This is a genomic window from Pseudomonas sp. BNK-44-b (assembly GCF_047456245.1).
GTDB lineage: Bacteria > Pseudomonadota > Gammaproteobacteria > Pseudomonadales > Pseudomonadaceae > Aquipseudomonas > Aquipseudomonas machongensis.
In genome coordinates this window covers 2,311,790-2,336,740 of record NZ_CP179908.1, presented here as the reverse complement: position 1 = coordinate 2,336,740, position 24,951 = coordinate 2,311,790, and the positions used below count along the sequence as shown (strand labels likewise).

General features: G+C 63.2%; 19 protein-coding genes and 1 pseudogene. 12 read left to right on the top strand and 8 right to left on the bottom strand.

The window, feature by feature from the left end:
- Positions 1-85 precede the first annotated feature (85 nt).
- Positions 86-1,480 (bottom strand): PLP-dependent aminotransferase family protein, encoded by a 1,395-nt coding sequence (locus ACMGGG_RS10575; protein ID WP_112898206.1) that lies wholly within the window; start codon positions 1,478-1,480, stop codon positions 86-88.
- 280 nt (positions 1,481-1,760) lie between these two features.
- Here ACMGGG_RS10575 and ehuB point away from each other — a divergent pair, with 280 nt between their 5' ends.
- The 8 genes and pseudogenes from ehuB to ACMGGG_RS10535 all read left to right on the top strand — a co-directional run bounded on the left by ehuB (position 1,761) and on the right by ACMGGG_RS10535 (position 9,255).
- Positions 1,761-2,618 (top strand): ectoine/hydroxyectoine ABC transporter substrate-binding protein EhuB, encoded by an 858-nt coding sequence (gene ehuB, locus ACMGGG_RS10570; protein ID WP_054891354.1) that lies wholly within the window; start codon positions 1,761-1,763, stop codon positions 2,616-2,618.
- 65 nt (positions 2,619-2,683) lie between these two features.
- A complete protein-coding gene (ehuC, locus tag ACMGGG_RS10565) occupies positions 2,684-3,343 on the top strand; it encodes an ectoine/hydroxyectoine ABC transporter permease subunit EhuC (protein ID WP_063544843.1) in 660 nt (219 codons plus the stop codon).
- The gene (gene ehuD, locus ACMGGG_RS10560; protein WP_065862854.1) at positions 3,340-3,996 is read left to right on the top strand and encodes an ectoine/hydroxyectoine ABC transporter permease subunit EhuD; all 657 of its coding nucleotides are present in this window, start codon (positions 3,340-3,342) and stop codon (positions 3,994-3,996) included. The genes ehuC and ehuD overlap by 4 nt, the downstream gene beginning before the upstream one ends.
- Positions 3,997-4,076: 80 nt before the next feature.
- Positions 4,077-4,871 carry an ectoine/hydroxyectoine ABC transporter ATP-binding protein EhuA gene (ehuA, locus tag ACMGGG_RS10555; protein ID WP_063544841.1) on the top strand — a complete coding sequence of 265 codons (795 nt, stop codon included), beginning with the start codon at positions 4,077-4,079 and terminating at the stop codon, positions 4,869-4,871.
- A 348-nt stretch (positions 4,872-5,219) separates the two neighbouring features.
- Entirely contained in the window at positions 5,220-6,746 is a 1,527-nt protein-coding gene (locus tag ACMGGG_RS10550; protein WP_125929845.1) for a catalase, read from the top strand.
- A 59-nt stretch (positions 6,747-6,805) separates the two neighbouring features.
- On the top strand, positions 6,806-7,444 hold the full coding sequence (locus tag ACMGGG_RS10545) for an ankyrin repeat domain-containing protein (protein ID WP_414155430.1): 639 nt from the start codon (positions 6,806-6,808) through the stop codon (positions 7,442-7,444).
- A 73-nt stretch (positions 7,445-7,517) separates the two neighbouring features.
- A pseudogene (locus tag ACMGGG_RS10540) lies at positions 7,518-7,634 on the top strand (integrase); the annotation flags it as partial.
- Positions 7,635-7,668: 34 nt separating this feature from the next.
- Positions 7,669-9,255, top strand: a complete 1,587-nt coding sequence (locus tag ACMGGG_RS10535; RefSeq protein ID WP_054891347.1) for an ABC-F family ATPase — start codon at positions 7,669-7,671, stop codon at positions 9,253-9,255.
- A gap of 116 nt (positions 9,256-9,371) precedes the next feature.
- On the opposite strand, the gene ACMGGG_RS10530 is transcribed toward ACMGGG_RS10535, so the two are convergent.
- Both ACMGGG_RS10530 and ACMGGG_RS10525 read right to left on the bottom strand, forming a co-directional pair.
- On the bottom strand, positions 9,372-10,670 hold the full coding sequence (locus ACMGGG_RS10530; protein WP_063544840.1) for an ATP-binding protein: 1,299 nt from the start codon (positions 10,668-10,670) through the stop codon (positions 9,372-9,374).
- A gap of 6 nt (positions 10,671-10,676) precedes the next feature.
- Entirely contained in the window at positions 10,677-11,378 is a 702-nt protein-coding gene (locus ACMGGG_RS10525; RefSeq protein WP_063544839.1) for a response regulator transcription factor, read from the bottom strand.
- A gap of 260 nt (positions 11,379-11,638) precedes the next feature.
- Here ACMGGG_RS10525 and ACMGGG_RS10520 point away from each other — a divergent pair, with 260 nt between their 5' ends.
- The 3 genes from ACMGGG_RS10520 to mobA all read left to right on the top strand — a co-directional run bounded on the left by ACMGGG_RS10520 (position 11,639) and on the right by mobA (position 16,576).
- The gene (locus ACMGGG_RS10520) at positions 11,639-12,808 is read left to right on the top strand and encodes an efflux RND transporter periplasmic adaptor subunit (protein WP_054891344.1); all 1,170 of its coding nucleotides are present in this window, start codon (positions 11,639-11,641) and stop codon (positions 12,806-12,808) included.
- 11 nt (positions 12,809-12,819) lie between these two features.
- Entirely contained in the window at positions 12,820-15,942 is a 3,123-nt protein-coding gene (locus ACMGGG_RS10515; RefSeq protein WP_414155429.1) for a multidrug efflux RND transporter permease subunit, read from the top strand.
- Between the two features lie 61 nt (positions 15,943-16,003).
- On the top strand, positions 16,004-16,576 hold the full coding sequence (gene mobA, locus ACMGGG_RS10510; RefSeq protein ID WP_414155428.1) for a molybdenum cofactor guanylyltransferase MobA: 573 nt from the start codon (positions 16,004-16,006) through the stop codon (positions 16,574-16,576).
- Here mobA and ACMGGG_RS10505 read toward each other — a convergent pair.
- The 5 genes from ACMGGG_RS10505 to peaA all read right to left on the bottom strand — a co-directional run bounded on the left by ACMGGG_RS10505 (position 16,573) and on the right by peaA (position 22,923).
- Positions 16,573-18,255: a fatty acid CoA ligase family protein gene (locus ACMGGG_RS10505; RefSeq protein WP_414155427.1), complete on the bottom strand. Its 1,683-nt coding sequence runs from the start codon at positions 18,253-18,255 to the stop codon at positions 16,573-16,575. The two genes, mobA and ACMGGG_RS10505, sit on opposite strands and share 4 nt — an antisense overlap.
- 138 nt (positions 18,256-18,393) lie before the next feature.
- A complete protein-coding gene (gene peaD, locus ACMGGG_RS10500; protein WP_112898196.1) occupies positions 18,394-19,521 on the bottom strand; it encodes a quinohemoprotein amine dehydrogenase subunit beta in 1,128 nt (375 codons plus the stop codon).
- A 32-nt stretch (positions 19,522-19,553) separates the two neighbouring features.
- Positions 19,554-19,877: a quinohemoprotein amine dehydrogenase subunit gamma gene (qhpC, locus tag ACMGGG_RS10495; protein WP_054891339.1), complete on the bottom strand. Its 324-nt coding sequence runs from the start codon at positions 19,875-19,877 to the stop codon at positions 19,554-19,556.
- Between the two features lies 1 nt (position 19,878).
- Entirely contained in the window at positions 19,879-21,309 is a 1,431-nt protein-coding gene (peaB, locus tag ACMGGG_RS10490) for a quinohemoprotein amine dehydrogenase maturation protein (protein ID WP_054891338.1), read from the bottom strand.
- 48 nt (positions 21,310-21,357) lie between these two features.
- A complete protein-coding gene (peaA, locus tag ACMGGG_RS10485) occupies positions 21,358-22,923 on the bottom strand; it encodes a quinohemoprotein amine dehydrogenase subunit alpha (RefSeq protein WP_414155426.1) in 1,566 nt (521 codons plus the stop codon).
- A gap of 481 nt (positions 22,924-23,404) precedes the next feature.
- Between peaA and ACMGGG_RS10480 the strand changes: the two genes are divergently transcribed.
- Positions 23,405-24,898 (top strand): aldehyde dehydrogenase family protein, encoded by a 1,494-nt coding sequence (locus tag ACMGGG_RS10480; RefSeq protein WP_414155425.1) that lies wholly within the window; start codon positions 23,405-23,407, stop codon positions 24,896-24,898.
- Positions 24,899-24,951: the final 53 nt, after the last annotated feature.

The window sequence follows — 24,951 nt, the reverse complement described above, 5'->3', positions numbered from 1 at the left end:
TGGGCGCAGTCTAAGAGGCCAGGATTGTCGCGCTGAATGTACTAGGTCAATTCAGGACAACTTTTTTCGGCGTCTGTTTTCCCGCTCAAAAGTCATGGATACGTGGGTACTGACCAAAGATTTCACGCATGTTGATCAAGGCTTCGCGCGCGTCCTCGTCGCTGCATTCGGCGCCAACACACACCCTCACCGCCCGTGCCCTGGGTGTGCCACGCACGGTGAACGGGTCAGGCGGCGTGACGGCAATATGCCGATGGCGCAGGGCCCGCACGAGGCTGTCGACCTCCCAATGCGGCGGGATACCGACCCAGGCATTCAAGGCATGGGGATGTTGGCCCAGCACGAACTCCCCCAGGTATTCGCTGACCATCGCCTGGCGCACCGAGAGCAACTGGCGCTGCAAGCGCAGCAGCGTGTCGGCGCGACCATCGCGAATCCAGCGCGTGGCAATCTCCGAGACCATCGGCGTGCCCATCCAGCTGTTGACCCGCAGGATGCTTTCGGTACGCAGTGCCAGGCGCTTGGGCATCACCAGATAACCCACGCGCAAACCGGTCAGCACCGACTTGGTCATGCTGGTGCAGTAGAAGGACAGCTCCGGTAGGTAATGACTGATCGGCGGAGCGTGGCGCTCTTCGAGCAACGGGCCGTACACATCGTCCTCGATGATGTGCACGCCGAAGCGCCGGGCAATCTCGGCGATCTCCCGGCGGCGACTGTCCGGCATCAGCGTGGTGGTGGGGTTGTTCAGGTTCGGCGTGCACACCAGCGCAGTGATGCGCTCATTGCTGCACATGTCTTCGAAGTGCTCGGGATCGATGCCGTGGCGGTCCATTTCGAGCCCCTTGAGGGTGAACCCCAGCACTTGGGAATTGCCGATGACGCCGTGATCGGTTCTGCCTTCGCATAACACCACGTCGTCGGGCCCGGCGAGAGAAGCCAGGGCGAGGAAGATCGCATGAGCCGCGCCGTTGGTGATCAGGATGTCGTCACGTTCAACCCGCAGGCCCAGGCGGCCGATCCATTGCATGGCCGCCTCGCGGTGGGATTCGAACCCGGCGATGGGGCGAAAGGCGTGAATCCACGGCTGATCTTCCTCGGTGCTGAGCTCCCGGCAGGTATCGCGCCAGACCTGGTCGTGCTCGCGGGTATGGAGGATGCGTGCGATGGAAAAATCCACCAGCGCTCGCTCGGGGCTGTCGAGAATGTAAGTCGCGACCCGGTCGCTCATGCGCCGCGAAACGAAGCTGCCGCGCCCTACTTCACAACGCACCAGGCCCTGGCGCTCAAGCTCCTTGTAGGCATTGGTCACGGTCTGCACGCTGATGCCCATGGCATCGGCCACATTGCGCTGCGCAGGCAGGCGTTGATCGTTGGCCAACAAGCCCTGTTCGATGTCGTCGGCAATCGCCTGAACCAGAATCTTGTATTTCGACTCGCCGCTGCGGGCGATTTCCAGTGCTGCTTTCCACTTGTCCATCGGCGTAGAACCCGCGTGTTCCCCAGTGTCGACAGCATCCCGCGAGAATTCGTGCAAAGCAATTGTCCTAGTGCAATGCAATGTCGTGTAGGGCTTTTGTATGCTCGTTCCAAGGTCGATGCCCGGACTTCTCGGCAAGCCCGAAAAATAAAACCAATCGATCTGTACGGCTGCAGTGCCCAAGCCCTGGTATCAGCTTTCGTGCGCTTTGCTCTTGTCACACTGCCTCCTAACACAGAGCCGTCATCGACGGGTCCACAAGAAACAGGAGATTTTATCGATGAGCAATTCCTTTCCCCGCAAGCCCAATGGTTTACGCCACCTGTTCGTGGCGTGCGCAATGTTCGGCCTCGCCGCCGGCGCCCACGCCGCCACGACGCTGGAAACCATCACCAAAAACAGCAAAATCCGGATCGGCTACGCCAACGAAACCCCGTTCGCCTTCACCGAAACCGACGGCCGGGTCACCGGTGAATCGCCGGAAATTGCCAAGGCCATCTTCGCCAAGATGGGCATCAAGCAGGTCGACGGCGTGTTGACCGAATGGGGCTCCCTGATCCCGGGCCTGCGTGCCGGGCGTTTCGATGTGATTGCCGCCGGTATGTACATCACCCCGGAACGCTGCAAACAGGTGATTTTCACCGACCCGCAATACCAGCTGCCCGATGCGCTTCTGACCGCCAAAGGCAACCCGAAGAATCTGCACAGCTATGAAGACATCGTGAAGAATCCGGAGGTGAAACTGGCGATCATGGCCGGTACCGTTAACCTGAAATATGCCCGGGATTCCGGCGTGAAAGAGGCCCAGATCCTCCAGGTTCCGGACACCACTGCCCAGTTGCAAGCCGTGCGCGCCGGCCGCGCCGACGCCGCCGTGGGCACTCAGCTGACCATGAAGGGCCTGGCCGCCAAGGGCGGTGAGAAGGTCGAAGCGGTCACCGAGTTCAAGGACGATCCGTCACACACCGGCTACGGCGCCCTCGCCTTCCGCCCGGAAGACAAGGACCTGCGCGATGCGGTCAACGCCGAACTGAAAAAGTGGCTGGGCTCCGAAGAGCACCTCAAGGCGGTCGCGCCGTTCGGTTTCGACAAATCCAACGTGACAAGCAAAACGGCTGCAGAGCTCTGCGCTCAATAGTCGAAACAGGCATGGCGCTGGCATGGCGCGATGCCTATTTCCCTGCTTAATCGGGATGCTGAACCATGGGTGAGTTACTTCCGCTATTGATACAGGGCGCCTGGGTCACTATCCAGGTGACGTTCTTCGGTTCGCTGCTCGCGATCGTCGCGGCCATTCTTGCGGCACTCGGGCGCATGTCGCCGTGGCGGCTGGTGAGCTGGTTTTCGGTCACCTACATCGAAGTGTTTCGCGGTACTTCGTTGCTGGTGCAACTGTTCTGGCTGTTTTTCGTGTTGCCGCTGCCGCCATTCAACCTGGAGCTGAGCCCCTACGCCGTGGCGATTGTCGGACTAGGCCTGCACATCGGCGCTTACGGTGCGGAGGTGATGCGCGGTGCGATCAGCTCCGTGGCCAAGGGTCAATACGAAGCGGCGACCGCGTTGAACTTCAGTGCCTACAAGCGCTTTCGCCGGATCATTCTGCCCCAGGCGCTGCTGGCCGCGATTCCCCCCGGCACCAACCTGCTGATCGAGCTGCTGAAAAACACCTCGCTGGTGTCGCTGATTACCCTGTCCGACCTGAGTTTCCGCGCTCGGCAACTGGATCAGGCTACCTTCCAGACCCTGGAAATTTTCAGCCTGGCACTGGTGATGTATTTCATCCTCGCCCAGGCGATCAACCTCGGCATGCGCGCAATTGAGCGTCGCCTGGCACGTGGCCGGATGCGTGGAGGCCTGTCATGAATCTGTTCGACTGGACCTATGCCTGGCAGATCCTGCCCGATCTGCTGCGCGCCTCGCTCAACACCGTGGGCATTACCCTGATCGGCTTCCTCATCGCCATCGTGCTGGGGCTGTTCCTCGCCATCGGCCGGCGCAGCCGCCTGTACTGGCTGTCGTGGCCGATCGCCGGGACGATCGAGTTCATCCGCAGCACGCCGCTGCTGATCCAGGTGTATTTCCTCTACTACGTGCTGCCCAACTACGGGGTGAGCATGACCGCCATGCAAGTGGGGATCATCGGCATCGGCGTGCATTACGCCTGCTACATCGCCGAGGTTTACCGCGGTGGGCTGGACGCGGTGCCACGGGCGCAATGGGAAGCCGTCACCGCGCTGAACATCGCGCCGTACAGCGCCTACCGCAACATCATCCTGCCCCAGGCCCTGCGGCCGATTCTGCCGCCACTGGGCAACTATCTGGTGGCGATGCTCAAGGACACACCGGTGCTGTCGGCCATTACCGTGGTGGAAATCATGCAGCAGGCCAAGAACATCGGCTCCGAGAACTTCCGATACCTGGAACCGATCACCATGGTCGGCCTGTTTTTCCTCGCCCTGAGCATCGCCCTGGCTTATCTGGTACGGCGCCTCGAACTGCGCCTGGAGCTACGCTAATGACTTCTCCACTCTCGACTTCCCATGACCTTTCCCGGCGCGGCAATCTGACACCGCTGCATTTGCAGGAGGCCACGGCCATGCATCAACCGAAGGCAGTCCAGCCGATCGTCAGCTTCCAGGATGTCACCAAGAGTTATGGCAGCTTCACGGTGCTCGACCACTTGAACCTGGATGTCACGCCGGGCGAGAAAGTCGCGATCATCGGCCCCAGCGGCTCGGGAAAATCCACGTTGTTGCGGGTGCTGATGACCCTGGAAGGCATCGACGACGGGGTGATCCGCATCGAAGACGACCTGCTGACCCACATGCCCAACCGCAATGGCGTGTTGGTGCCAGCCAATGACCGGCATATCCGTCGCGTGCGCGGCAAGATCGGCATGGTGTTCCAGAGTTTCAACCTGTTCCCGCACATGACCGCGTTGCAGAACGTCATCGAGGCGCCGGTGCAGGTGCTGGGCATGAAGCCTGCCGAAGCCCGTGAGCGAGCAGCGGATCTGCTGGAGCTGGTGGGGCTGGGCAGCAAGCTGGGGCACTACCCTTCGCAGTTGTCCGGTGGACAGCAGCAGCGGGTGGCGATTGCGCGGGCTTTGGCGATGCGGCCGAAGGTCATGCTGTTCGACGAAGTGACTTCGGCGCTCGATCCTGAGCTGTGCGGTGAAGTGCTCAACGTGATCCGCAAGCTCGGCGCCGAGCACAACCTGACGATGCTGATGGTCACTCACCAGATGGGCTTCGCCCGGGAGTTCGCTGATCGCGTGTGCTTCTTCTACAAGGGGCAGATCCACGAACAGGGCACACCAACGCAGGTCTTCGAGCATCCGCAACAGGAGCGTACGCGTGCGTTTCTCAGTGCGGTGAAAGAAGCCAACTAGGGCCTGTCGGGTTCTATTCCATTTCCACGGACGGTTTGAAACCCGGCACTGACGGTCTGATCAGATAAACCCAGAACATGGCAAGCCCGTGTATATCTGCCCTGCAGACGAACTTGCCATGCACGGTCAATTAAATCCACATGAAACCCTAAGCTGCAAAGTGCGACAGGGGTCACAACTATCCAACCCATAAAAAATGCCGACAACTTCCCGACATTAACATGCGGCACCCGCCCTTCGGTAACCCAATGATTTAGCACTATTAATACAATTGAAAGCTTATATTGGTGCACGTTCTGCGCAGCGATTCATCATTTTGATTCCAATCAAAAAAAGAAGGATCGTTGTATGCGTCATTCACGCTTGAGACTTCCCCTGTGCCTGTTATTTACCAGTTTGAGTGTCGGTGCATTCGCGGCCAATGAATTCACTCGCGATTCGGGTGCACCGGTAGGCGATAACCAGAACTCTCAGACAGCGGGTGCCGATGGCCCGGTACTTCTGCAAGATGCCCACCTGATCGAAAAACTTCAGCGTTTCGATCGCGAGCGAATCCCCGAACGCGTGGTTCATGCACGCGGCACAGGTGCCTACGGCACGTTCGAACCCACCGCAGACATCACCGACCTGACCCGCGCCGAAGTGTTCAAGAGCGGCACGAGTACCCCGGTCTTCGTGCGGTTCAGCACCGTGATGGGGTATCGCGGCTCACCCGAGCAAGCCCGTGATCCGCGGGGCTTTGCCGTCAAGTTCTATACCACCCAGGGCAACTGGGACATGGTTGGCATCAACGTGCCGGTGTTCTTCATTCGTGACGCCATCAAGTTCCCGGACTTCGTCCATGCCAACAAGCCCAGTGCTGTCACCGGTGTGCAGGACCCCAACCTGGCCTTCGACTTCTTCGCCCACAGCCCCGAAGCGACCAACATGCTGACCCACATGTACTCGCTCGAAGGCATGCCGGACTCCTACCGGCACATGAACGGCTCGGCGGTGCATGCCTTCAAGTTCGTCAACGCCCAAGGCGAGGTGCACTACGTCAAGTTCGCCTGGAAGACCCAGCAAGGTCTGCACAGCCTGGAGCCTGGGCAGATCAGCGAGTCCATCGGCAAGGACCCGAACATGATGACCAACGACCTGTACGGCGCGATCAACAAAGGCGACTTCCCCAAGTGGGACCTGTACGTCCAGGTGCTCAAGCCCTCGGAACTTGGCCAGTTCGCGTTCAATGCACTGGATGACACCAAGGTCTGGACCGGCGTGGCCGAGCGCAAGGTCGGCACCATGACCTTGAACAAGGTTCCGGACAACTACTTCGAGTCCACTGAAGAGTCCGCGTTTGCCCCCTCCCGCCTGGTGCCAGGTATCGAGGCCTCCGAGGACCGCATGCTGCAAGGCCGCCTGTTCGCCTACGCCGACACCCAGATGTACCGCCTGGGCGCCAACTATCAGCAGATTCCAGTCAACCAGCCGCGTAACAAGGTGAGCAACAACTCGCAGGACGGCGCGATGAACAGCAGCGGTCGCAAGGGCGAGGTCAACTACGAGCCTTCCGGTATCGCCGAAATCCCGCAGGACCCGCAATACAAGTACGCCAGCACCCCGGTCAGTGGCGTCACGCAGCAGTTGGCAATCAAGAAACAGGCGAACTTCCTGCAGGCTGGCGAGTATTACCGCGCCCTCTCCTCCAAGGAAAAGGGGCTGCTGATCGAAGCCCTCAGTGGCGACCTGAACCATGTGACAAACGAAAGCAACAAGTACGCGATGCTCTCGTACTTCTACAAGGCCGACCCGGACTACGGCACTCGCCTGGCCAAGGCCACCCATGCCGATATCAAGCGTGTGGACACCGCCGCCAAGGCATTGGCGAACTGATCAGCCTGTGAGTGGCAAGCCTGCGCTGTCTGATGGCGCAGGCTTGCGGGAGAGTCCCGATGAGCATTGCACGAATCAAGACCAGCCTCGCCGCCGCCGCGGTGCTGCTGCTTCTGGTGATTGGATACCGGCTCTTGCATCTGTTCGTCCCCGGCCTGTGGCTACCTGCCGATACCGAACAGTTCCAGGCGCAGGCTGGAGTCCAGCGCGTCGATCCGCACCTGTACGACAGCCAGTGGTTCGATGCCGCGCGCGCCGGGCGCAGCGACATCACCGATGCGCTGCTCCAGGCCGGATATCCGATCGACAGCCAGACCAGCCGAGGCCATACCGCGCTGATCCTGGCGACTTATCACGGCGACCTCGACGAAGTGAACGTCCTGTTGCGGGCCCATGCTGACCCCTGCCTTGCCGACAACAATGGCAACACCGCGCTGATGGGGGCCCTGTTCAAAGGTGAAATGGTCATTGCCCGGCGCTTGATCGGCCTGTGCCCCATCGATGCAAGCAACAACGATGGCCAGACTGCACTTTCGTTCGCAGCCCTGTTCGGCCGCCTCGACATCCTTGCCGAGCTGGTACGGCACGGTGCCGACCCGCAGCACAGGGATGCCAGGGGCAATACCGCGCTGATGATCAGCGAGTCGCAGGGTAACGATGCGGCGGTTGCGGCCTTGAAGGCCATTGCAGGTCATTGATGGCTATGCCGTTTGAGGTCGTTCGACATTTCTCGCAGCTCGTCCTTTTGTTTGCCAGCAGAACAAAGATGGGCTGTGGATCAACGAGCCAAGTGTTACACTGCGCCGCTTCAAATCAGCGCTCGATGCGCTGAACATCCGTGACCGCCGCCAGCGCGATACCCGCCTCAGCTTCGCAACCCTGTGCCTGAGGGCTGCGCCATACATTCCCGCAGGACAAGTACTTGATTTCTACAGCCAATATCACGATGCAGTTCGGCTCCAAGCCGCTCTTCGAGAACGTCTCGGTCAAATTCAACAACGGCAACCGCTACGGCCTGATCGGGGCCAACGGCTGCGGCAAGTCGACCTTCATGAAGATCCTCGGTGGCGACCTGGAGCCGTCCGCCGGCCAGGTCATGCTCGAGCCCAACACCCGCCTGGGCAAGCTGCGCCAGGACCAGTTCGCCTACGAGCAGTTCAGCGTCATCGACACCGTGATCATGGGCCACGGCCAACTGTGGAAGGTCAAGGCCGAACGCGACCGTATCTACTCGCTGCCGGAAATGACCGAAGAAGACGGCATGGCCGTCGCCGAGCTTGAAACCGAATTCGCCGAGATGGACGGCTACACCGCCGAATCACGCGCCGGCGAGCTGCTGCTGGGCCTGGGCATTCCGCTGGAGCAACACTTCGGGCCGATGAGCGAAGTGGCGCCAGGCTGGAAACTGCGGGTGCTGCTGGCACAGGCGCTGTTCTCCGATCCGGACGTGCTGTTGCTCGACGAACCAACCAACCACCTGGACATCAACACCATCCGCTGGCTGGAAAACGTGCTCACCGCACGCAACAGCACCATGGTGATCATTTCCCACGACCGTCACTTCCTCAACAGCGTCTGCACCCACATGGCCGACCTGGACTACGGCGAGCTGCGCCTGTTCCCGGGCAACTATGACGAGTACATGACCGCCGCCACCCAGGCGCGCGAGCAGTTGCTGTCGGACAATGCCAAGAAGAAAGCCCAGATCGCCGAGCTGCAGACCTTCGTCAGCCGCTTCTCGGCCAACGCCTCCAAGGCCAAGCAGGCCACTTCGCGCGCCAAGCAGATCGACAAGATCCAGCTGGCCGAGGTCAAGCCGTCGAGCCGGGTCAGCCCGTTCATCCGCTTCGAGCAGACCAAGAAGCTGCACCGCCAGGCCGTGGTCGTGGAAAAGATGGCCAAGGCCTTCGACGACAAGGTGCTGTTCAAGAACTTCGACATTACCGTCGAAGCCGGCGAGCGCGTAGCGATCATCGGCCCCAACGGCATCGGCAAGACCACCTTGCTGCGCACCCTGGTCGGCGAGCTGCAGCCCGATGCAGGCTCGGTCAAGTGGACCGACAGCGCCGAGGTCGGCTACTACGCCCAGGACCACGCCCACGACTTCGAAGACGACGTCACCCTGTTCGACTGGATGGGCCAGTGGACCAGCGGCGAGCAGGTGATTCGCGGCACGCTGGGGCGCATGCTGTTCTCCAACGACGAGATCCTCAAGTCGGTGAAGGTGATTTCCGGGGGTGAACAGGGCCGCATGCTGTTCGGCAAGCTGACCCTGCAAAAGCCCAACGTGCTGGTGATGGACGAACCAACCAACCACCTGGACATGGAATCGATCGAAGCGCTGAACCTGGCGCTGGAGAACTATCCGGGCACCCTGCTGTTCGTCAGCCATGACCGTGAGTTCGTGTCGTCGCTGGCCACACGGATCATCGAGCTGTCGGCCGATGGCGTGGTCGACTTCAGCGGCACCTATGACGACTACCTGCGTAGCCAGGGTGTGGTGATCTAAAGCGGCAAGCCTCATCGAGGCACCGTGCAATGCGGTGCCCGTGAGGCGGCGGTGGAATTGCGGTGAGAGCGGTTCCGCTGGTTACGGCCGGTCGCGAGACGATCCCCTACCTTTGATCATCCCGCCGGCAGACGAATCCTGAATTGCGCCCCACCCAATGACGACTGCGCCACGGTCAGCGTCCCGCCCTGCCCTTCGATCGCCCTGCGGCTGATCGCAAGCCCCAAGCCAAAACCACCGGTACTGCGGTCCCGACTGCGGTCCAGGCGGTAGAACGGCTGGAAGATCCGCTCGCGCTCCTCAGGCGGAATACCGATCCCGTCATCCTCTACCGTCAGCAGGCAAGCGCCATCCGCCTCGAGCTTGAGTCGCAGCAGCAGGCTTTCGTCGCAATAGCGCATGGCATTGCGCACCAGGTTCTGCACCGCCCGCGCGGTCAAGCGAGGATCGAGGACGAAACGTGGCAGCCTGTCGTCAGCGCGCACCTCCCATCTGATCCCGCGACCATCGAGTTCTTCGGCAAAGCTGCCCAGCACACTGTCGACCAGTTCCAGCAACGACACCTCGACCCGCTCGCGGACCTGGTCGGCGTTCTCCAGGCGGCTGTACGACAGCAGCTCAAGCACCAGCTCGTCCAGCTCCCGCACATGCCCCACCAGTTCCAACAAACGCTTGCGGCTGGCCGGCGGCACTTCATCGAACAGCAGCACCAGGCCGAAGTCCAGGCGCGTCAGGGGGGTACGCAGCTCATGCGAGACCGCATTGAGCAGCTCGCGTTGCTGGTTGACCTGGCGCTCCAGGTCGCCTGCCATGGTGTCGAACACTCCGGCCAGCTCGCCGATGTTCGAGCGCGGCGAGATCTGCGTACGCTCCGCCATCTCCCCGCGCCCCAGGCGCCGCGCGGTTTCCTTGAGCCGTTCCAGGTCGCGCCAGTGCGGCCAGACCCACAGCAGCAGGCAACCCAGCATGGCGGCACCGATCAGTACCGTGACGCCCCACGACAACACATTGATATCGAGCGGATCCGGCGGCGAGTGCAGGCGCACCAGCCAGTCCTTGTCCAGCGGAGCCAGCACGGTTTCGTAATAGCCCCAGTCGGCGATGCGCACTGCATACAGCCCGTGCTCCAGCCGCGCACGCTCCTGCGGCGCAAGGTCGGCGGCGTCCATGCGCAGCAGTTGCACCTGCAGGGGCGCAAAGGCCGAGGCCAGGTCCTGCTCCACCGAAGGCCATTGCTCGCGCGGGGCTTGGTGGAACTGGCGGACGATCAACGACTGCACGCCCTTGGCCTGGTCGAGGTTGTACGCCATGAAGCGTTCATGGAACGCCCCGACGATAGCGTCGGGGATCAGCAGCAAGGCACCGGCATAGGCGACGATGATCACCAGGTACAGGCGCACCAGGATCTTGAGCATGGCGCGTCAGTACTCCCACTCGACCCGGCTGAACAGATAGCCCTTGCCCCACACGGTCTTGATCTTGCGGGCTTCGCCGGCATTGTCGTCGAATTTGCGCCGCAGCTTGGAGATGGCCACGTCTACCGAACGGTCGGTACCGTTGAACTCGATGCCGCGCAGTTGCTGGAGGATGCGGTCGCGGCTGAGCACTTCACCGGCATTGCGTGCCAGCACCACCAGCAGGTTGTATTCGCCACTGGACAGCTCCACCTCGCAGCCGCGCCAGCTCACGCTGCGCTCGGCCAGATTGATGCTCAGGCCACCGACCTGGATCAGCTCGCTATCGAGCCGTGGTTCGTTGACATTGCTGCGGCGCAGCAAGGTGCGGACCCGGGCCAGCAGTACGCGGGGCTCGCATGGCTTGGTGACGTAGTCGTCGGCGCCCATTTCCAGGCCCAGCACCTGGTCATGGCTGTCGTCACGGGCGGTCAGCATCAGGATCGGCAGGCTTTGCGACTCCTGGCGCAGCAGGCGGCACACCTGCAGGCCGTCAAGGCCGGGCAGCATCAGATCGAGCACCACCAGGTCGGGGCGCTGACGACGAAACTCGTCGAGCACATGATCGCCACGGGCGATGACCCGGACGTGGAAGTCGTTGCGCTGCAGGTAGCTGGCAATCAGTTCGGACAGCGCGCTGTCGTCTTCGACCAGAAGGATATTTGGCATGTGGGTCGTCATGAACAGATAGGCTTGAGACCTTACCGTCGTCATTGCCGGACAAGCCCACGCCTACAGAGGCTGCGACTACCTGTGGAAGCGGGCTTGTCCGGCGATGGGGCCAGTGCAGTCAGTTGCTCGCAGGATATAGAATCCTACGCTCCACACGGCACGAGCCTTACACTTTTTCACACACGGCGTACACAGCTTAACAGCCCATGCGCGAGCGCCTGCCTTAGCATAGGGGCGATCCTATCCGGAAGATCCGTATGTCCATTCCCTTCTCCAAGCGCCCTTTGGCGATTCTCGCTTTGCTTACACTGGCCCTGACCGGCTGCAACGACGCCCCCGAACAGGACGCGCAGGCACCCGCCCCCCAGGTGCGGGTCGAAACCGTGCAGTTGCAAGCCATGGCGATCAGCACCGAACTCAGCGGGCGGATTCTCGCGCCACGCACCGCCGAAGTCCGCGCCCGGGTTGCCGGCGTGGTGCTCAAGCGGGTGTATCGCGAGGGCAGCGACGTCAAGCAGGGCGATGTGCTGTTCCTCATCGACCCGGCGCCGTTCAAGGCGGACCATGACAGTGCCCGCGCCGCGCTGGCCAAGGCCGAAGCCACCTTGTACCAGGCGCGCCTGCAGGAACAACGTTACCGCGAGCTGGTCGACGACAAGGCCGTGAGCCGCCAGGAATATGACAATGCCCGTGCCGCCTTCCTCCAGGCGGACGCCCAGGTTGCCGAAGCCCGGGCCGCACTCGAACGCGCGCGACTCAACCTGGGCTATGCCACGGTCACCGCACCGATCTCCGGACGGGTTGGCCGCGCGCTGGTCACCGAAGGGGCGCTGGTCGGACAGAACGAAACCACCGCGTTGGCCGTCATCCAGCAACTGGACCCGATCCACGCCGACGTCACCCAGTCGACCCGCGACCTCAACGCCCTGCGCCGCGCCATGCGCGCTGGCGAGCTGCAGCAGGTCGGCCAGGACCAGGCCCGCGCCACCCTGATCCAGGACGACGGCAGTGCCTATCCGCTGCCGGGCAAGCTGCTGTTCTCCGATATCAGCGTCGACCCGAGCACCAACCAGATCACCCTGCGCAGCGAATTCCCCAACCCTGACCTCGATCTGTTGCCCGGCAGCTACGTGCGTGTGCGCCTCGAACAGGCCCTGCAGCCCAAGGGCATCAGCGTGCCGCAGCGGGCGATCCTGCGTGACAGCGCAGGCGTACCCAAGGTCCTGGTGGTCGACGCCCAGCAGCGCATCGAGGAACGCCAGGTGGTACTGGGCAATGCCCAGGGCGACCGCTGGATCGTCAGCGAAGGCCTGGCCCCCGGCGAACGGGTGGTGATCGAGGGGCTGCAGCACGTCAAGGTCGGCGATCAGGTCCGGGTCGATGCCGACAAGGCCGCCAACCCCATCGTCCAGCGCAACGGCCAGTGAGGGCCTGATCCATGCCGCAATTCTTCATCGACCGCCCGATCTTCGCCTGGGTGGTTGCGTTGTTCATCCTGCTCGCCGGTGCCTTGGCCATCCCGCAATTGCCCGTGGCGCAGTACCCCGATGTCGCTCCGCCGCAAGTGGAGGTGTACGCCGTCTACCCCGGTGCCTCGGCGCAGACCATGGACGAAAGCGTGGTCAGCGTGATCGAGCAGGAGCTCAATGGTGCGGACAACCTGCTGTACTTCGAGTCCCAGAGCAGCCTGGGCAGCGCGACCATCACCGCCACCTTCGAGCCGGGCACCATCCCTGACCTGGCCCAGGTCGATGTACAGAACCGCCTCAAGGTGGTCGAGTCGCGCCTGCCGCGGCCCGTCACGCAGCAAGGCCTGCAGGTGGAAAAAGTCTCCACCGGCTTCCTGCTGCTGGGCACCCTCACCTCCGAGGACGGCAGCTACGACGAGATTGCCCTCAGCGACCTGTTGGCGCGCAACGTGATGAACGAGATTCGCCGGCTCAAAGGCGTCGGCAAGGCACAGTTGTATGGTTCGGAGCGGGCCATGCGCATCTGGATCGACCCGGCGAAGCTGGTCGGCTTCAAGCTCACACCCCAGGACGTCGCCGACGCCATCGCCGCGCAGAACGCCCAGGTTGCACCAGGCAGCATCGGAGACCTGCCCGCCCGTGCGACCCAGGAAATCACCGCCAACGTGGTGGTCAAGGGCCAACTGAGCACGCCAGAGGAGTTCGCGGCCATCGTGCTGCGGGCCAACCCGGATGGCTCGGTGGTCACCGTGGGTGACGTGGCGCGGGTCGAGATCGGTGCCCAGGAATACCAGTACGGCACACGCCTGAACGGCAAGCCCACCAGTGCCTTCAGCGTCAAGCTGTCGCCGGGGGCCAACGCCATGGAAACCGCGACCCTGGTACGCCAGAAGATGGATGAGCTGGCACGCTATTTCCCGGCCGGCGTGAAGTACGACATCCCCTATGACACCTCGCCGTTCGTCAAGGTCTCGATCCAGCAGGTCATCAGCACGCTGTTCGAAGCCATGCTGCTGGTGTTTGCGGTGATGTTCCTGTTCCTGCAGAACATCCGCTACACGCTGATCCCTACGCTGGTGGTTCCGGTGGCGCTGATGGGCACCTTCGCGGTGATGCTGGCGTTGGGTTTCTCGATCAACGTGCTGACCCTGTTTGGCATGGTGCTGGCCATCGGCATCCTGGTGGACGACGCCATCGTCGTGGTGGAGAACGTCGAACGGATCATGGCCGAGGAAGGTCTATCGCCGAAGGCCGCGACGCGCAAGGCCATGGGCCAGATCAGCGGGGCTATCGTCGGCATCACGCTGGTGCTGGTCGCGGTGTTCCTGCCGATGGCCTTCATGAAAGGCTCGGTGGGCGTCATCTACCAGCAGTTCTCGTTGTCGATGGCGGTATCGATCCTGTTCTCGGCCTTCCTCGCCCTGAGCCTCACCCCGGCACTGTGCGCCACCCTGCTCAAGCCAGTGGCCAAGGGCGAGCATCACGTACGCAAGGGCTTCTTCGGCTGGTTCAACCGCCGCTTCGAGGGCATGAGCAATGGCTACCAACGCTGGGTTGCCCACGCCTTGGCTCGTAGCGGGCGCTACCTGTTGCTCTACGGGCTGCTGGTGGCGGTGCTGGCCTATGGCTTCAGCCAGTTGCCCAGCGCTTTCCTGCCGACCGAAGACCAAGGCTACACCATCACCGATATCCAGCTTCCGCCAGGCGCCAGTCGCATGCGTACCGAGCAGGTGGCGGCGCAGATCGAGGCGCACAATGCCGCAGAACCCGGGGTGGGTAACACCACGCTGATTCTCGGTTTCAGCTTCTCAGGCAGCGGGCAGAACGCCGCGCTGGCGTTCACCACGCTGAAGGACTGGTCAGAACGCGGCGCCGACGACAGCGCACAATCGATCGCCGACCGTGCCACGATGGCCTTCGCCGCGCTCAAGGATGCCGTGGCCTATGCCGTGCTGCCGCCGCCAGTCGATGGCCTGGGCGAGTCTACGGGTTTCGAGTTCCGCCTGCAGGATCGCGGCGGCCTGGGTCATGCCGGGCTGATGGCAGCCCGTGACGAGCTGCTGGCCAACGCACGCACGAGCAAGGTGCTGGCCAACGTGCGCGAGGCATCGTTGGCCGAAAGCCCGCAGGTGCAACTGGAAATCGACCGACGCCAGGCCAACGCCTTCGGGGTTTCCTTTGCCGACATCGGCGCCGTGCTCAACACCGCGGTAGGCTCGAACTACGTCAACGACTTCCCCAACCTGGGCCGCATGCAGCGCGTGGTGGTGCAGGCCGAGGGTGACCAGCGCAGCCAGGTCGAGGACTTGCTGAAGATTCACGTGCGCAACAGCAGCGGCAAGATGGTGCCACTGGGGGCGTTCGTCCAGGCCCGGTGGCTCAGCGGCCCGGTGCAACTGACCCGCTACAACGGCTACCCGGCAGTGTCTATTTCCGGGGAACCGGCAAGCGGCTACAGCTCCGGCGAGGCAATGGCGGAAATCCAGCGCCTGGTCGATCGACTGCCAACCGGCAGCGCACTGGAATGGACCGGCCTGTCGTTGCAGGAGCGTCTTTCGGGTAGCCAGGCGCCCTTGCTACTGGCCCTGTCGCTGCTGGTGGTGTTCCTGTGCCTGGCAGCGCTCTACGAGAGTTGGTCGATTCCTACCGCAGTGTTGCTGGTGGTTCCGCTGGGTGTGCTCGGCGCCGTGCTTGCGGTAACCCTGCGCGGCATGCCCAACGACGTGTTCTTCAAGGTCGGCCTGATCACCTTGATTGGCCTGTCGGCAAAGAACGCGATCCTGATCATCGAATTCGCCAAAAGCCTGGTGGATCAGGGGGTCGACGCTGCGGATGCGGCGATGCAGGCCGCCCGCCTGCGCCTGCGCCCGATCGTCATGACATCGTTGGCGTTCATCCTCGGCGTCGTGCCGCTGGCCATCGCACGCGGCGCAAGCTCAGCCAGCCAGCAGGCGATCGGCACCGGCGTGATCGGCGGGATGCTCAGCGCGACACTGGCGGTGGTGTTCGTACCGGTGTTCTTCGTGGTGGTGATGCGGCTGGCCCGCAAGCGCCGCGCTGAACCGGATCATGCAGTACCCCACGACGCCTGACTGGACAAGCCAGGCGTTGAATGAGAGGGTTCCGGGCATCGACTGCCCGGGACCCTTTTTCATGCCTGCCGCCCTGCCCCCCTGCTCCATCCTCATCCTCGCCGGTGGCCGCGGACAACGCATGGGCGGGCGCGACAAGGGCCTGGTGCCATGGCGGGGCGAACCACTGATCGCACATATCCATCGGGTGGTGCGGGGGTTGAGCGACGACCTGGTGATTTCCTGCAACCGCAACCAGGACGCCTATGCCGCCTATGCCGACCAATGTGTGGGCGATGCCGAGGCGGATTATCCTGGGCCACTGGCCGGCGTCATTGCCGGGCTCAAGGTGGCCAGACACCCGTGGGTGGTGGTGCTGGCCTGCGATTCGCCGCGGGTCGACCAGGCGCTGATCGATGGGTTGCGCGGATTGGCTGCCCGCCATGACAGCGCTGCGATGGTGCGCCAGGGAGGCTATTGGCAGCCGATGTTCAGCGTATTGCCGACGCGCCTGTTGCCACGGCTGGAACAGGCGTGGCAGGCCGGTGAGCGGAGCCTGCAGCGGGCCTTGTCGCGTGAATCGCTGGAGGGGCTGGAATGTGCCGTCGACGATGAGCGGCTCGGCAACTTCAACAGCCCGGAGTGGTTACGCTAACCGGCTGACACCCCACCCAGTTCTTCGATACTGATCTCGCGCATCCGAAACTTCTGCACCTTGCCGGTCACCGTCATCGGAAACTCGTCGACGAAACGGAAATGCCGCGGCACCTTGAAGTGCGCGATGCGCGCCTTCGCCCATTCGCGCAACGTCTCGGCGCTGGCGCTGTGCCCCGGATGCAGCCGCACCCAGGCGACGATCTCTTCGCCGTACTTGCTGCACGGAATGCCGATCACCTGCACGTCGGCCACCGCCGGGTGGGTGAAGAAGAACTCCTCCAGCTCACGCGGATAGATGTTCTCCCCGCCGCGAATGATCATGTCCTTGCTCCGTCCGACGATACGCACGAACCCGGCCTCGTCCATCTGCGCCAGGTCGCCGGTGTGCATCCAGCCCTCCTCGTCGATACTCTCGGCGGTAGCCTTTGGGTTGTTCCAGTAGCCGAGCATGACGCTGTAGCCACGCGTGCACAGCTCGCCGATCTCGCCGCGTGGCAGGGTGTTGCCCTCGGCGTCGATGACCTTGCTTTCCAGGCGCGGCTGGGTACGACCCACGCTGGTCACGCGCACTTCCAGTTCGTCCTCCGGGCCGGTCTGCAACGACACCGGACTGGTCTCGGTCATGCCATAGGCGATCTGTATCTCGGCCATGTGCATCTCGTCGATCACCCTACGCATCACTTCGATCGGGCAGGTGGCGCCAGCCATGATCCCCGTGCGCAGGCTGGAGAGGTCGAATTCGCAGCGACGCGGGTGGTCCAGTTCGGCAATGAACATGGTCGGTACGCCATACAGCGCAGTGGCGCGTTCCTCGGCCACGGCTTGCAGGGTGAGCAAGGGGTCGAAGGCATCGTTGGGGTAGATCAGCGTGCTGCCATGGGTCATGCAGCCGAGGTTGGCCATGACCATGCCGAAGCAGTGGTAGAGCGGCACCGGCACCACCAGGCGGTCATGCTCGGTCAGGCGCAGGCTCTCGCCGACCATGTAACCGTTGTTGAGGATATTGTGGTGGCTGAGCGTCGCGCCCTTGGGGAAGCCAGTGGTGCCGGAGGTGTACTGGATATTGATCGGCTCGCACGGGCGTAGACTTGCCTGACGGCGACCCAGCGCCTCGACACTGACCTCAACGGCGCGAGCCTGCAGGTCGCACCAGGCGGTAAAGCCTGGCGGCGGCTTTACCGCCAGGCTGATCACCCCGCGCAGCTCCGGCAGGCGCTCGCAGTGCACAGCCCCGGGCTTGCAGGCCGACAATCCGGGCACCAGGTCGCAGAGCATTGCGTGATAGTCGCTGGTCTTGAACGCATCTGCGCAGATCACCCAGCGGCAGCCCGACTGGCTCAGGGCGTAGTCCAGCTCACTGCTGCGGTAGGCCGGGTTGATGTTGACCAGGATCGCACCGATCTTGGCGCTGGCGAACTGGGTGATGCACCACTCGGCGCAGTTGGGAGCCCAGATGCCCAGGCGATCGCCCGCTTGCACGCCGAGCGCCATCAGCGCGCGGGCATGCTGTTCAACGGCATCGGCCAGCTGGCGCCAGGTGTAGCGCCGTTGCTGGTGACGCACCACCAGGGCCTCGCGGTCGGGGAAGCGGGCCACGGTGGCGTCGAAGGCGTCACCGATGCAGTGGTCGAGCAAGGGCTTGTCCGGGTTGCCCTGGGTGTGACTGGGGTGGGTCATGGAGGGGCCTGATAATTATTGTGTTGTTTAGGCGGGCCCTGTCGCGGGGCAAGCCCGCTCCCACAGGTATCCACTGTAGGCAGAGGGGTAACTGTGGGAGCGGGCTTGCCCCGCGATAGGGCCGTCACAGACGACCGATTACCTGACGAACACCTGCGGCGTAGTGGTCGACATGTCACCCCCTGGCAGCTTGATGTTCTTCACCTTCTCCAGCGTGTTCGGGTCGAACACCGCCAGGTCGTTGAAGGTCCCGCCCAGGTAGAGCTTGTCGCCCGCCTTGTCGAAGGTCACGCAGTAGTAGGTATGGTCCAGGTTCGCCGCCTTGACCAGCTTGCGCTGCTTGATGTCGTAGCGAGCCAGGCGGTTGAGCACACCATAGATCTGGTTCGGATCCTTGGGCGAGCGCAGCCCGGTGAAGTACAGCTCGGTCAGGTCGGCGAACTCCTGGGTGTGGGTCTTGCCGGTCTTGAGGTCCACGCTCAGGTAGCCGTACAGCAGCTCGGCGGTTGCCGGATCCTGTTTTTCATCCTTGAACCTGGCGATGGTATACAGCATCGAGAACTCGTGGCGCGGGCTCTGGTGCGGCCAGAAGTACAGCACGTCGGGCGCGCTGTAGCCCTTGCGGTTCCAGTTGCGCAGCGGCAGCGCCACGTCGTACTTGCCGGTCTTGACGTCCATCTTGTAGATATCCGGCCCGGCGACGAACAGGCTGCCATCGTCGGCGGCACGCATCAGGTAGACCTGGCGCGGCATGGGGAAAGTCCGCACCGGCTTGGCGCCCACCCCGTCGGCCGTGCTGAACACCTCCAGGCGTGGCGGCTTGACCACGTAGTGGTCGTTCAACCGCTGGGTCGGGTTGACCGTGGCATAGACCTCCTTGCCGTCGGGGCTGATGGCGAAGGAGTACATCGACTTGCCCACCTCGCCCGGCACACTCGACAGGTTGGCGTGGAAGGTGGTCTTGCAGGTGTCCAGGTCGATGCCATAGATATCGGCATAGTGATTGTTGAGGATGTAGGCGGTGCGGTTGTCCGGCGCCATCATCGCCGTGCCCGGGCCGAAGGCGTCCGGCAGGCGACAGCTCTTGAACAGCGTATCGCTGGCCACATCCACCACGTGCAGGTTGTTCGGGTAGTTGGTGGCGATCAGGTACTCATGGCCAGGCTTGAGGGCCGGCCCGGCGTCGCCGTCAGTGGCGTGCACGGCCAGTGTCGCGGCGCAGGTGGCGACGCTCAGCGCCAGTTGCGCGCAGAATCCAGGTTTCATGCGGTTTCCCCTTGTCGTTCTTGTCGGGCCGGTCACTTGTCTTTCGGGAATACGGTGCCGAGGTTGCGCCAATCGTCCTGCGAATTGCTCGCCTGGGCGTTCCAATCCTGGTAGGTGCTCATCATGTCGGGCACCTGGGCCGGCCACCAGCAAGGGTCGGAGCAGCCGTACAGGTCAGCCTCCATGGGCTGGCACAGCGAGCTGACGCCACCAAAGGCGTCCACTTCCCAGCCTGGGTCGGTGGTGGCGGTACAACCGGCCACTGCGCTCATGGCCATGACTTCTTCGACGCGGTCTTCGGCGGCAGCCTGTTCAAGAATGCGCGCCTTGTTGTTCAGGGGCTTCAAGTGCTTCATGTCAGTGCGCCTTGCGAGGAGTGATGTAGCGATCGATGAAGGCCGGGTTGGCGGCCATGATGCGGCTGTAGACCTCGATGCCGAAGTCGACCCAGTCGCGCATCAGTTCGCAGTAGTGGTAGGTCGGGTGCTGCGGGTCGCCGTAGCGCGCATAGCTCTCGTGATAGCAGCCACCGGAGCACAGGTTGCGGATGCGGCAGCTGTCGCATCCGGTGCCGCTGCGGTCCAGGCGCTGGGACAGGAAATCGTTGAGCTCGACCTGCTTGACCGCCGTGTGCACGTTGCCGAAGGTCGGCAGGCTGGAGCCGGTGAAGCGGTGGCACAGGTTCAGCTCGCCCTCGTGGTCGACCGCCAGCATTTTCAGGCCTGCGCCGCAGGGCAGCGCTTTCTTGTGCCCCTCGTGGATGTCGGTGATCAGTTGGTGCAGGTTGGAGAAACCGATGTTGCGGTGCTGCAACGCCGCCTCCAGGTACTGGCGCCCCAACGCCTTCATGTTGGCGAACACCTGCACCAGCTCTTCGCCAGTGAGGTTGAAGTCGGCCATGTCGCCCGATGTCACCGGGGCGAAGCCCACTTCGGCAAAGCCCAGCTCGTTGAACAAGTGGTTCCAGATGGTCTCGACATCGGTGATGCCGCGGGTAAGGGTCACCCTGGCGCCGACCGGGCGGCTGTCATAGCGCGACAGCAGCATGTCGGCCTTGCGCCGCACCACATCGTAGGTGCCCTGCCCGCCCACGGTGATGCGGTTGCGGTCGTGCACGGTCTTGGGCCCGTCGATGCTCACCGACAGCCCGAAGCGATGGGCATTGAGCCAGTCGACGATCTCCTCGGTGAGCAGCGTGGCGTTGGTGGTCATGATGAACTCCACCTGCTTGCCGGCCTCGGCGAAACGTCGCTCGCAATAGCCGACCATGTGCTCGATCAGCGGCCGGTTGGACAGCGGCTCGCCGCCGAAAAACACCACGCTGTAGCGGGTTTCGTCGGGGGACTCCTTGAGCAGCATCTCCACCGAGGCCTCGGCGGTGGCGGCGCTCATCTTGCGCCCTGCCGAAGGCTTGTCGAGGTCTTCCTTGTAGCAATAGGTGCAACTGAGGTTGCAGCCCGTATTGACGTTGAGCACCACCGTATTGAGCGCGGTGCGCTCGACCTGCTTGAGGGCGATTTCAGGGGTCAGCGGCGAACCGTCGCTGACCAGCTCCAGTGCGATCAACTCGCGCAGGGTGTCCTGGATATCGTCGCCGGCGAACTGCTGGCCGAGACGCTGCATCAGCTCTTCGGCCGAGCAGCCTTGCTGGCGCAGGGTGTCGATGATGCCGCCGGTCACCGCGTCAGCGGTGAACAGCGAACTGCTGGGGATATGGAACAGCATGCGGTCGGCATCGACCTGCACTTCATGCAGGTTGCGTTCGACCAGATTCAGTAGTGCGCCCATGGTGATCTCCCGATAATCGATCCGTTGGAAAAACCGTGCCTGCTGCCCTTATGGCAGCGGCGGGTTGTTCCAGCGCTGGACGGTGACGATCATGTGGCCTTCACCCGTCTGCCCGCCGTCAGCCAGCGTGGCGATGACTTTCAGGTTGCCGGCGTTGTTGGTCATCATCTTGCGCGCCGGGTTCGGGCCGGCACCGCCGGGTACGAACACGCCGTCGGCCTGCATCTGCCCGGCGAACTTGACGTCTTCGTCCTCGACGGCGCGCTCGTTGAACGGCTCGACCTTCCAGGTGGCCGGCAGATAACCAATGCGCAACGGTTGGCCATTGGCGTCCTTGCCCCAGGCCTCGGCCTCGAAGCGCCCCTGGACCTTGGGTACCGAAGCACCGTTCTCGCCGATGCGGGCAATGGAGAACGCCGGCACCACCTTGACCTCCTCGACCTTGTCGTAGACCGCAAGATTCACGCCCATGAGCGTGCCCAGCGTCACCTCGCGCTGGCCAGGTGCTGCATCGGTTGCGGCGCGGGCCTTGAGCCGAACCAGGGTTGGGGTCTGCTCCAGAATCTCGGTCACCTGTACACCGGCACCCAGCTCGGGCTTGCCGGACAAGCCGCTGCCCACCAAGGTGATCTCGCGCTCGTCCCCGGCCTTGATGAAGGCCGGTTGCACCGCCAGCAGGCGAGCCTTGCCCTCCTTCGCTGCGGTGAAATCGAGGCCGCGCTCGTCGTGCTCGGCCTCGAACATGCGCCCCTTCATCTCGCCATCGAGGGCGGCGAAGACCTGGCGCATCGTGCTATCGCCGATCTTCACGTTACCGCGCCACTCGTAGCCGTTGTAGAGGATCGCCGAGCCGCTGCCGTTGAACGGCGTGCCGTCAGCGTACTGCCCCTTGACCTCGACCTTGAAGCTGTCGCCCTGGTCGGCACTGACCGTCATCACGCCCCGGACATCGCCTTTGGCAAGCATATGACCACTGAACGCCCACTGCCCCAGTAGCGCGTCAGCCTGGGGCTTGGCCTTCTGCCACGCGCTCCAGGCGGGGCTATCGAGCGGGAAGCGCTTGGCCAGGTCCGGCACCACCTGCTTGAGGGCGATTTCCAGCCAGTCACGGTCACGTGCCTGGGCCTGGTATTCGAGGGACGGCCACTGGCCAAGGTGGAAGTTGACCAGGTGTTCCCATTCCTGCGCAGGGCGCCGCTGCAATGCGACACGGGCACCGGAATGGCAGCGGCCGCAGGTTTCGGCCAGTTGCGTATCGAAGTGTTCGACGGTATTGAGCCGGCGTTCCATGGCATAGCGCACGCCATCAGTCTCGCTCGGCGCCAGGCCCTGTTTGTCGGCCAGGTACTTGACCAGGGTGCGGCGCTCGTCGTCGCCGATCTGCAGGCCGTGCATCACCTGCATGCGGGCGATGCTCATCAACCAGCCTTCGGGGGTCTTGCGCTGGTGGCTGATGCGACTGTAGGCATCGTTGCCCTCGGGGATGTGGCACCCCATGCACTTGTTCTGCAAAATCGCCGGGCCCGGTTCGGCCGCCATGGCCTGGGCGCTCAGCAGGGCGGCGGCGACCAGCGCCCATGTGCCCGCCTGCTGCCGGAGTCGAGTCGTCTTCAAGATCAGACCTCCACGGTGTTGTTCTTATCGTTATCGCACGCTTGGATACCGCCGGTGCATGTGACAGTGGCAATACAGGAAGCGTGCCAGGTGTTTGAAAGTGGCTTTTTTTCAGTGACTTGAGCTGCTTTGAGCGGTCTGCCCCGGTCAGTGGCGGCGGGTCGGAACGTCCCAATTCGCGACAGGTTGTTTCAGGTTGAGACAGGGGTATCGGTGGTGGTCTTTTCGCGGGCAAGCCCGCTCCCACTGGTTGGTGCAGGATTCAATACCTGTGGGAGCGGGCTTGCCCGCGAAAAGGCGCCTCGGCCTACCTGTTTCACCACCGTCTCACACCGTCTCAATGTGCAACAGCACAGCCCCGCAACCCACCCTGTGCGTCAGAACAAAAACCCGCCTGATCAACGAGTTAAGCCCGCCAACCCACCTTGGCACGGCCATTGCGCCGCCCTTGCCACATTCCAATGACAAGAGGCACCGCCCCATGTTTTCCGACCTGCCCATCCTGCCCGCCACCCAGGCGTTCCTCGCGCGCAAGCTGAAAATGCGCATCGGCGCCGACTGGCAGGACGCTGCCAGTGGCCGCACTTTGAGCTTTCGCAACCCGGCCACCGGCGAAATACTCGGCGAGGTCCCCTCGGCCGACAGAGAGGACGTCGACCGTGCCGTGCGCGCAGCCCGCCAGGCCTTCGACGACTCGCCCTGGAGCCGGATGCGCCCTCGCGAACGGCAGAACCTGCTGTGGCGCCTGGCCGACCTGATGGCCCGTGATGCCCGCGAACTGGCCGAGCTCGAATGCCTGAACAATGGCAAGAGCGCCAACGTCGCCCAGGTCATGGACGTGCAACTGGCCATCGACTTCCTGCGCTACATGGCCGGCTGGGCCACCAAGATCGAGGGCAGCACCGTCGAAGCGTCGATGCCGCTGATGCCCGACGAGCAGTTCCACGGCTTCATCCGCCGCGAAGCAGTGGGCGTAGTCGGTGCGATCGTCGCCTGGAACTTCCCGCTGCTGCTGGCCTGCTGGAAACTTGGCCCGGCGTTGGCCACCGGCTGCACCATGGTGCTCAAGCCTGCCGACGAAACCCCGCTGACGGCGCTCAAGCTCGCCGAGCTGGTCGATGAAGCCGGTTATCCGGCTGGTGTGTTCAACGTGGTCACAGGCACCGGGCTCAACGCTGGCGCGGCGCTCAGCCGCCATCCGGGCGTGGACAAGCTCACCTTCACCGGCTCGACCGAAGTCGGCAAGCTGATCGGCAAGGCTGCGATGGACAACATGACCCGCGTCACCCTGGAGCTGGGCGGCAAGTCGCCGACCATCGTCATGCCCGACGCCAACCTTCAGGAAGCCGCCGCCGGCGCGGCGACGGCGATCTTCTTCAACCAGGGGCAGGTGTGCTGTGCAGGGTCGCGCCTGTATGTGCACCGCAAGCATTTCGACAATGTGGTGGCCGACATCGCCGGCATCGCAAACGGCATGAAGCTCGGCAACGGCCTGGACCCGGCGGTGCAGATGGGGCCGCTGATTTCCGCCAAGCAGCAGGATCGGGTCAGCAGCTACATCGACTTGGGCCGCGAGCTCGGCGCGACCATCGCCTGCGGCGGTGAAAGCTACGGGCCGGGCTACTTCGTCAAGCCAACGGTGATCGTCGATGTCGACCAGCGCCATCGCCTGGTCCAGGAAGAAATCTTCGGCCCGGTGTTGGTGGCGATGCCCTTCGACGATATCGACGAGGTCGTGCGCATGGCCAATGACAACCCTTACGGGCTGGGCGCGAGCATCTGGTCGAACGACCTGGGCGCCGTGCACCGCATGATTCCGCGCATCAAGTCCGGTTCGGTCTGGGTCAACTGCCACAGTGCGCTGGACCCGGCCCTGCCTTTCGGTGGCTACAAGCAGTCGGGCGTCGGCCGGGAGATGGGTGCCGCGGCGATCGACTACTACACCGAGCTCAAGTCGGTACTGATCAAGCTCTGAACCTGAGCTGTCCCGGCCTCTTCGCAGCTTTGCCGGCAAAGAGGCCGACTTTC